Origin of the sequence: Lentimicrobium sp. S6 (assembly GCF_013166635.1) — a bacterium.
Classification (GTDB): Bacteria; Bacteroidota; Bacteroidia; order Bacteroidales; family UBA12170; genus UBA12170.
Genome location: NZ_JABKBZ010000037.1, coordinates 43,340 through 52,230, shown reverse-complemented (window position 1 = coordinate 52,230; position 8,891 = coordinate 43,340). Strand labels below are relative to the sequence as shown.

9 protein-coding genes are annotated in these 8,891 nt (G+C 34.6%); 4 read left to right on the top strand and 5 right to left on the bottom strand.

The genetic code is table 11. The annotated features are described in order from the left end of the window. The first annotated feature begins 124 nt into the window (after positions 1-124). From HNS40_RS13040 to HNS40_RS13025, 4 genes are all read left to right on the top strand, one after another. The gene (locus HNS40_RS13040; protein WP_172281498.1) at positions 125-436 is read left to right on the top strand and encodes a hypothetical protein; all 312 of its coding nucleotides are present in this window, start codon (positions 125-127) and stop codon (positions 434-436) included. Between the two features lie 108 nt (positions 437-544). Beyond that, complete coding sequence (locus tag HNS40_RS13035; RefSeq protein WP_172281496.1) at positions 545-1,546, top strand: T9SS type A sorting domain-containing protein; 1,002 nt, start codon at positions 545-547, stop codon at positions 1,544-1,546. A 115-nt stretch (positions 1,547-1,661) separates the two neighbouring features. Then, the gene (locus tag HNS40_RS13030) at positions 1,662-2,042 is read left to right on the top strand and encodes a hypothetical protein (RefSeq protein ID WP_172281494.1); all 381 of its coding nucleotides are present in this window, start codon (positions 1,662-1,664) and stop codon (positions 2,040-2,042) included. A 154-nt stretch (positions 2,043-2,196) separates the two neighbouring features. Beyond that, the gene (locus tag HNS40_RS13025; RefSeq protein WP_172281492.1) at positions 2,197-4,155 is read left to right on the top strand and encodes a histidine kinase dimerization/phospho-acceptor domain-containing protein; all 1,959 of its coding nucleotides are present in this window, start codon (positions 2,197-2,199) and stop codon (positions 4,153-4,155) included. A 51-nt stretch (positions 4,156-4,206) separates the two neighbouring features. On the opposite strand, the gene tal is transcribed toward HNS40_RS13025, so the two are convergent. The 5 genes from tal to purD form a co-directional block, all read right to left on the bottom strand. Next, entirely contained in the window at positions 4,207-5,163 is a 957-nt protein-coding gene (tal, locus tag HNS40_RS13020) for a transaldolase (protein WP_172281490.1), read from the bottom strand. A 255-nt stretch (positions 5,164-5,418) separates the two neighbouring features. Further along, entirely contained in the window at positions 5,419-5,886 is a 468-nt protein-coding gene (locus HNS40_RS13015; protein ID WP_172281488.1) for a DUF4268 domain-containing protein, read from the bottom strand. Between the two features lie 86 nt (positions 5,887-5,972). Next, positions 5,973-6,572, bottom strand: a complete 600-nt coding sequence (locus HNS40_RS13010; protein ID WP_172281486.1) for a ribonuclease HII — start codon at positions 6,570-6,572, stop codon at positions 5,973-5,975. Further along, positions 6,547-7,551 carry a hypothetical protein gene (locus HNS40_RS13005; protein ID WP_172281484.1) on the bottom strand — a complete coding sequence of 335 codons (1,005 nt, stop codon included), beginning with the start codon at positions 7,549-7,551 and terminating at the stop codon, positions 6,547-6,549. Before HNS40_RS13005 ends, HNS40_RS13010 begins: the two co-directional genes overlap by 26 nt. Positions 7,552-7,618: 67 nt before the next feature. Then, positions 7,619-8,890 (bottom strand): phosphoribosylamine--glycine ligase, encoded by a 1,272-nt coding sequence (purD, locus tag HNS40_RS13000; RefSeq protein WP_172281482.1) that lies wholly within the window; start codon positions 8,888-8,890, stop codon positions 7,619-7,621. Between the last annotated feature and the right edge of the window lies 1 nt (position 8,891).

Genomic DNA, 8,891 nt, shown 5'->3' with positions numbered 1-8,891 from the left:
ACAGCCCAAATATCCCAGGCGACTCATTAGCTAAATTATCAAGGTATTGTACTTATGAGAAAAGGAAAAATCGATTAAATTTTGAGCAACAAATTGAAAGAGCTTTTTGCTTAAGTTAACGCTAATGCCTGAAGGGACTGACTTAACTACGGAAGAGGGCTTGATAGCTGCTGCAGACTTATTGCAACCCATTCATTATTTAATGCCATTTTTAGCACATGCTTTGGGTGCATTTGTTGGAGCTTTAATAGCAGGACTTATTGCAGCGACTCATAAAATGACCTTTGCATTGTCTATTGGACTTGTTTTTTTAATAGGTGGGATTATGATGGTTTTATCGGTCCCTTCTCCAACTTGGTTTATCGTGGTTGATTTGGTTCTAGCCTATATTCCAATGGCTTATTTTGCTGGTAAAATGACAACGAATAAGGCTTAAACTATCAAGTATAATTATTTAGAGCCCAAATAATACGACATCTGTCGTATTGTTTGGGCTCTTCATTTTTTCTTCTTTTGTTTTATTATTCATCCTAAAACAAAAATTATGAAGAAAATCTATTTTACTCATTTGAGAATGCTTTTGCTTTCAATGGCTTTTTTTATCATTGGCGATTCCTATGCACAGCCTGCTTTCACAAGTTCTGATATGCCTAATATTGGAGATAGTGACTCTATTATTTTTATTCCAGAGAGTAATTTTCAGCATGATTTAGAATTGGAAACTGGACCTGATTATACTTGGGATTTTTCTTATTTGCCATTTGAAAGCTATGCCAGCTTTGTGAATGTGGATTCATATAGAGAGAAACAACACGATATGGCAGAATACTTTCCTGATGCAGCTTTCGAACGACATACCAATGGAGTGAGTGGAGAACTCTTGGGCTATTATGATTTTCAGAATGATACTTTGATGATGTATCGTTATCGTCCACCATCAGCATCAGGTTGGTTTCCTCCTATTGCATTAATGGCTTTCCCACTAGAGTATGGTGAAACTTCAGATATTACTTCTACTTTTTACTATGGTGATTTGGCTACAGGTGAGAGGAGGGCACAGGTAAAATATGATGGTTTCGGAACCTTAAAAATGCCCGATAATAAAACTCATAACAATGTGTTTAGAGTAAAACGAGTAGAAAAAGATACCACCTTTGTTACTCAAAGTTCCATTACCTATATATCCTATTTATGGTATAAACAAGGTGGTGAAATTCCCTTGTTAGAAGTGAAATATAATGGTAGTCCAAATAATTACATCATTTTTGGAAGTAAAGCCAATGGTTCACAAACAGGACTCCAAGAACTTGTTGAACTCAAAGGCTTGTCACTGTATCCGAACCCAGCTCAGAGCTATATAAAACTTGATTTACAAAATCCAGAAAAAGTTTTAGAACTTAACCTCCTCAATTCGCTGGGGCAGACTATTCAAAGTTTTGAACAGCTCCCTGAAAGTATTGTTGTGCAAGATTTACTTCCTGGCTATTATTATATCCAAGTGAAATCGAAGAATGAAATTGCTGGAGAGATCTTTGTCAAAAAGTAGTCAAGTAGTGTTTAGAAGATTCTTTAAAAGTCCAGTATTTTTTATTGGGCTTTTTAATTGAGCTATTGCATACTTATTACCTTTGCAAAATCTCAACCATAAAGCAAGAAATACTATGCAGCTAGATTTTATAGAAAATATTAATGAGTTTGGAGAGAGTCTAATCCGTCTCTATGATTTTGATAGTTCGGAATCCCTACTTTTTAAGGAGTTAATAGAGGAGCTTATCATTAAACAGAATAAAAAGATGAATTTAGCTGCGATAGATTTTATAGAGCCACGTAATTGTAATATGATTATGGGCATTGGTAAAGAAGATGATGGCATTCTTACTAAAGACAATGAAACCTTCTTTTGTATTCTGACCAAAGAAACATACCAAAATATGGTAAAGCTTATTCAACCTTTCTGTGAAAAGGAAACTAAAGCTCATCAGCTTCTTTATGATATTGATAACCCAATTGATTTTCTTTTTGCTCCAGCAGGTACGTGGTAGGTGTTTTATAGCTGCTTTTTAACCTCTTTTTTCGTGTGAATTGTTTATTTTGAATGATTTTAAATTAAGAGTTCTGAATATTTTTCATTATATTTGAATACCAATTTTAATATTTTGAATAATAGAATGCTCATTTATCTATAAACTAAAATAATTGAAAAGAGTACTTACCATATTAGCTTTATTGATATTAGTCACATGGAATGTTGATGCCCAAAGAATAGTAAAGGTAGGAGCTTTTAGTTTTCATCCTGGTATATTTCAAGATGAGGATGGTGAAATAAAGGGATTCTATGTGGATGCATTAAACGAGATTGCTACCAAAGAAAATATCCAATTCGTTTATGTGTTTGGAACCTGGAACGAAGGTTTAACACGAATTAGAAATGGGGAGGTCGATTTATTAACCAGCGTTGCTTATACCGAAGATAGAGCCGAGTTCCTAGATTATTCTTCTGTTCCTTTACTTACGGTTTGGAGCGAAGTCTATGTGGATCCACATAGCGAAATTCAAGGTGTTTTAGATTTGGAAGGAAAGGTGATTGCAGTAATGAAGTCTGACCAAAATGGAGCGCATTTAAAAGAGCTAGTAAGTAAGCTCTCCATATCTTGTACCTTTTTCGAAACAGCAGATTCTCCCTCTGTATTTCAGCTCATTGCATCGGGAGATGTGGATGCTGGTGTTGTTAACAATACCTATGGAGCTCCAAATCACAGGCAATATGGCCTCATGTCCACTGGAATTGTTTTTAATCCCTTTGATATCTTCTTTGCTGTGAAGAAAGGTGAGAATGAAGACTTAATCAATACACTCAATACCTATTTATTAAAATGGCAGCATGATAGAAATTCCATTTATAATGTAGCTCGTCAGAAATGGGCTCATGGGGAAATTGGGACTTTAGTTGTATTTCCGGAATGGTTGCAACAATTAATCATTTTTATCATTCTTGTGATTTTAGCATTAGTTATCTTTATTGCCTTATTAAGGTATAGAGTAAAGCAAATCACACAAAAAGTTTTAAAGAGCGAGTCTGTTTTTAAAAGTTTTATGGATCATACTCCTGCTTTTGTTTATATAAAAGACCATGATCAAAATCTAGTTTATATGAACGATATGGTTAATAATATCTCAGGATTAAAGCAATCCAAGAATGGCAGCCTATTAAAACCAGTTTTTGATTCTAGTGTTGCAGCTCAAATCGATAGATATGAAAAAAACCTTTTGGATGGGGCCATGACTAGGGTCGATTTAAGATATCCATGTGTGATTAATGAGAAAAAAGTTTGGCTTCATGATTTTAAATTTGTATTAAATTTTCCAGATGAGGAACCTTCTATAGGAGGAATCTCATTTGATATTTCTAAGGAAAAAGAAATAGAAAGTGAGTTATTTGAAGCTAAGGAAAAGGCAGAGGAGAGTGATAGATTAAAGTCTGCCTTTTTAGCTAATATGTCCCATGAAATCAGAACTCCCATGAATGGAATATTAGGATTCTCAGAACTATTGAAGGATCCAGATATCAGCGGCGAAGAGCAAAAGGAGTATATCAAGGTGATAGAGAGGAGCGGGATGCGCATGTTGAATATCATCAACGATATTGTTGATATTTCTAAAATTGAATCTGGATTAATGTCGTTAAATAAATCCAAGATAAGTGTAAACGCAAGTCTAGATGATATTTATGCCTTTTTTAAGCCTGAGGCTGATTTAAAAGGACTTATTTTAAAATCTTGTAGAAGTTTGAAAGATAATGAAGTCATAATTTCTACAGATGGTCATAAACTAGATGCCATTCTTGCTAACCTGATTAAAAATGCGCTGAAATATACCGATGTAGGCCAGATAGAGTTTGGCTATGAATTAAGAGGAGAGTTGTTAGAGTTCTTTGTAAAAGATACGGGGATAGGGGTGAAACAGGATAGATTAGAAGCTATTTTTGAAAGGTTTATTCAGGCAGAAGTTATTGATGTTTCAGCGCGACAAGGAGCAGGCCTAGGTTTGACTATTTGTAAAGCCTATGTGGAGATGTTAGAGGGAAGAATTTGGGCTGAAAGTGAATTTGGTAAAGGTTCCGCCTTTTACTTTAGCATCCCTTATTCTAGGGTATAAAAAAAGGACTTGTTTGAGAAAACAAATCCTTCTTTCTAAATTTAATATATCTTACATCTTAGCGGCTATAAATACTTCTAGTTTCACTAAATCAACGCTAAATTTACGAATACCTTCGGAGAGCTTTTCAGTGGCCATGGCATCCTCATTCATCTGCCAACGGAAAGAAGCTTCATCAGTTGATATCTTCTCAATTTCTAAATCTTTAGCTGTTTCAGGATTTAATTTTTGTGTGATTTCAATTTCGTTTTGCTCCAATTCAGCTAATAAATTAGGAGAAATAGTTAATAAATCACAACCTGCTAATTCAATAATTTCTTCTTTATTACGGAAACTAGCACCCATAATCTCAGTGCTATGGCCAAATTTCTTATAATAATTGAAAATTTCAGTAACAGATAAAACGCCTGGGTCTTCAGGAGCTGCAATATGACTGACTCCTCTATCTTTTTTATACCAATCGAGAATACGACCTACAAATGGAGAAATCAACTGAACACCAGACTCAGCACAAGCAACAGCCTGAACCTTGCTAAATAATAAAGTAAGATTAGTATGGATGCCTTCTTTTTCAAGTATTTCTGCTGCTCTAATTCCTTCCCAAGTAGCAGCTATTTTTATGAGGATTCTTTCTTTATCAATTCCTGCGGCAGCATAAAGTTCAATCAATTGATGAGCTTTTGCAATGGTTTTTTGAGTATCAAAAGAAAGACGAGCATCCACCTCTGTACTCACACGACCGGGAACGATTTTCAAAATTTCTAATCCAAAGTTTACAGCCAAAACATCTAATGCATGCTCCAATTGTTGAGCCTTATCATCGCTATATTTTTTAGCAGCTTCTAAAGCTAGATCTACCAGGTGAGCATATTTACTATCCTGTGCCGCCATATAAATTAATGATGGATTGGTAGTTGAATCTAATGGTTTAAACTGATTAATAGACTCGAAATCTCCAGTGTCTGCCACTACTTTTGTGAATTTCTTTAATTGTTCTAAGCTGTTCATTATATGTTGTTTTTTGTTGTTTTTTAATAGCTTTTATCTCATCAGTTTTGCCCCAACCCTAAAGGGAGCCTGATGAGCACTTTCTCCGTAATAGACATTTAGTTTTAACTATTAACTATCACTTGTTAGCTCTCTTTTGTTGCATCACCTTCGACATGCCTGTTTAACGACTAGGTAGACTCAGGCAACTTAGATTAACTGTTTCAAACCTAACTATTCACTGTTAACTGTTAGTTGTTCACTATCAACTGTTAACTAAATTTCTCTCTGTACCTTTAAAATATCCTTATACTCCTCCAGCCAATCTTCAAACTTAATCATATTTTCAAAAAAGAATTCATAAACCTCAGGCCAGCATTCCTTATTCATGATATTGACATTGTGTTTGTAAACAGCTATTCTAATGATATCTTTTCCACTATCAAGCGTAAACATATCATCCCAAACCACTTCTTGCTCAAAAAGTTCGTTTAATAAAACTTTTAAACCGAGTAGTTTATTCCAGTATGCCACCTTGCTTTCAAGCGATTTTGAAACCACATCGATGCCAACAGAGGCCAGTTTTCTATCTATATGAAACTTGAGGTCTAAGGCTTTTACACCAGTATATTGCATGGTCCATGTTTTAGGTTTCCCTAATTTACGCCTCTTGGGAGCGGAGAATTTTTGGAATTCATCCCAAAATTCAATCCTTGTGTTTTTTATTTCTTCTTTCTTGTACAAATCGCTTGCAAAAATAAAGGTTTCTAATGAATTAGGATAGAAAATAATGGATAATTAGCAATCATTTTATTATGAAGGTATCAGGTTTAAACTTTTAATTTCAATTGTTCCGTCATATTAAAAGTCATTCGATGATGAATTGTTGTTCCATGTTCGGCAATGGCTTTCTTATGAAATTTGGTTGGATATCCCTTGTTCTTATTCCAGTCGTAATAAGGTGTTTCTAAATGGATTTTCTGCATATATTCATCACGATGAGTTTTGGCAAGAATAGATGCAGCAGCAATGGACATCATTTTTCCGTCTCCTTTAATAATGGTTTCATAAGGAATATCATGATAGGGTTTGAATTTATTGCCATCCACTAAGATGAGTTCAGGCTTTTGTTTTAAACCATCTAATGCTCTATGCATGCTTAAGATGCTCGCATTTAATATATTAATTTCGTCTATCTCAAGTGGACTACAGGTCCCTACTGCCCAATACAAAGCTTCTTTTTCAATAATTTCTCTCAGAATATTTCTGTTCTTTTCATTTATTTTTTTGGAATCATCTAAGAGCTCATTTTTAAAGTTTGATGGTAATATAACAGCAGCTGCAAATACAGGACCAGCCAAACAACCTCTTCCAGCTTCGTCGCAACCGGCCTCTATAGTAACTTTAGTTGAGAAATATTCTTTCAGCATAAGCCAAATAGTATTTATTGAAAATTAAGAGGAGGATAAAAATAGTAAATACTAAATCTACCCAAAACTTTCTTGTTTTCACTGTCTTTAAATAATAACCCACTAATCCTGCAACAGGAATGAGAATGATATTTCTTGAGATGATATCTGGGCTCCATATAAATGGAAATAAGCTGATAAATAGAAACCAAAGGCTAATAGATATCTTTTTCCTAATGGCAATGATTTTACCTGGAGCTTCAGGAATAATCTTAGCTAAGCTTAATAAGATTAAAAATCCGAGGATGCTAAAGATGAAAATATGGACTAGACTATCAATTTTCGGCAATACTATAAGTTGATCTAATATTTGATCCCATTCTATCAAAACAAGATGGAGTTTGTCATTCCAATATAACCAGGTGAAAAAGAAGAGATAAGGGGTAATTAGTCCAACGAGTGTGATAGGGAAATACCTCCAGCTATAAATTTGAAATACAAAGAAACTCAACCATACTAAAATAATAAAGTATACATTTGAATAGCTTAAAAAGCTAGATAATGAGATGAATAAGGAGGCAGTGAATAAGCTATTATCAGGTTTATCATCATCAAAACCATTCAAAAGAAAGCTAAAAGCAAAGGCTAAAAGAAATAAACTGATGGTATTAATGAGCTGATATTCAAAAGGCTGTTGAAAGCTAAATAAAGCAATAATTAATAGGGAAGGGATAAAATTGAGGTGATGAACCAGTTGGTGCCTGGTGAAGAGCAATTTAACAAAAAATGCAAGAGTTAATAATAGAGCAAATTGCAAACCTTGATATAGCCAATTGATTTGTAGGCTAGGGTGTAAGCAACTCACTTTTAAAAACAGTGTATTATCGGGCCAAAAAGCAGTTTTGTCCTGAAAAAAACCTGGTATGGCCATCACTATAGCGAAAATTATAATTCCACTAATTTGAACAAAATAGGTTTTTTTAAATAGGCTTAATAACATTTGTATTTGGCTTTTAGTACTTCGCTTTTCGCTATTGGCAGATTAGGCTCTTTATATTAATTATCTTTTATAAATCGAAGCCTAAATCTTTGCGGTAATACTTGCCTTCGAAATCGACTTTCTCTGCTTTTTTATAAGAGGCTTTTAGGGCATCTTCCATAGTATCAGCTAAACTTGTAATGGCTAATACTCGTCCGCCATTGCTTACTATATTTTGCTCGTCTACTTTTGTTCCTGCATGGAATAATATGTTTTCATCAGATTCCTCCAAACCCGTGATCACTTTCCCTTTCTCATAAGCATCTGGATATCCTCCAGAAACCAACATTACCGAAGCTGCTACTTTAGCTAAGAAAGTAGTTGTCATTTCTCCAAGATTTCTGTTTGCAACTCCATTGAATAGTTCTACTAAATCAGTTTCAAGTCGAGGAAGAACACTTTCTGTTTCTGGATCACCCATTCTCACATTATATTCAATCACATAAGGATTTCCATTAACATTTATCAAACCAATAAATATAAAACCCTGGTAGTCTAGTTTATCTTTTTTAAGTCCAGAAACAGTAGGTTCTACGATTCTTTCTTTCACCAACTTCATATAGGCTTCATCGGCAAAAGGTACAGGGGAAATACTTCCCATTCCACCCGTATTAGGGCCGGTGTCACCTTCACCAATTCTCTTATAGTCTTTGGCTTCAGGCAATAAAACATAGGAATCCCCATCAGTAAGAACGAAAACAGAAAGTTCAACACCCGTTAAAAACTCTTCAATCACTACTTGGTGACCTGCAGAACCAAATTTGTCTTCAGTGATCATTTCTGTAAACACCTTAATGGCCTCCTCTAAATCAGTGAGGATAATAACTCCTTTTCCAGCAGCAAGACCATCGGCTTTTAAAACGTAAGGAGCCTTGGTGTTTTTTAAATATTCAATTCCAGCTTCCAAACTGTATTTATCAAAAGTTTGATAGGCAGCAGTCGGAATATGATGTCTTTGCATGAACTGTTTAGCAAAATCTTTACTGCCTTCTAATTCCGCAGCTTCTTTTTTAGGACCAATAACTGAGATGTGTTTTAATTTTTCATCAGCAACAATTCTATCATGAATACCCTCTACTAAAGGTTGCTCAGGGCCAACAACTATCATATCTACCTTCTCGGTAAGAAGAAAATTTGTCAATGACTGATGGTCATCAATATTAACAGAAACATTGGTTCCGTATTTAGAAGTGCCTGCATTTCCAGGGCAAATGAATAATTGTTTTAATAAGGGGCTTTGGCTCATTTTCCAAGCCATGGTATGTTCTCTTCCGCCAGATCCTAAAAGTAAAATATTCATA

Excerpts from the sequence above, each read along its gene's own strand:
- HNS40_RS13040 (WP_172281498.1), top strand. The coding sequence starts at position 125 with ATGCCTGAAGGGACTGACTTAACTACGGAAGAGGGCTTGATAGCTGCT.
- HNS40_RS13035 (WP_172281496.1), top strand. The coding sequence starts at position 545 with ATGAAGAAAATCTATTTTACTCATTTGAGAATGCTTTTGCTTTCAATG.
- HNS40_RS13030 (WP_172281494.1), top strand. The coding sequence starts at position 1,662 with ATGCAGCTAGATTTTATAGAAAATATTAATGAGTTTGGAGAGAGTCTA.
- tal (WP_172281490.1), bottom strand. The coding sequence starts at position 5,163 with ATGAACAGCTTAGAACAATTAAAGAAATTCACAAAAGTAGTGGCAGAC.
- HNS40_RS13010 (WP_172281486.1), bottom strand. The coding sequence starts at position 6,572 with ATGCTGAAAGAATATTTCTCAACTAAAGTTACTATAGAGGCCGGTTGC.
- HNS40_RS13005 (WP_172281484.1), bottom strand. The coding sequence starts at position 7,551 with ATGTTATTAAGCCTATTTAAAAAAACCTATTTTGTTCAAATTAGTGGA.
- purD (WP_172281482.1), bottom strand. The coding sequence starts at position 8,890 with ATGAATATTTTACTTTTAGGATCTGGCGGAAGAGAACATACCATGGCT.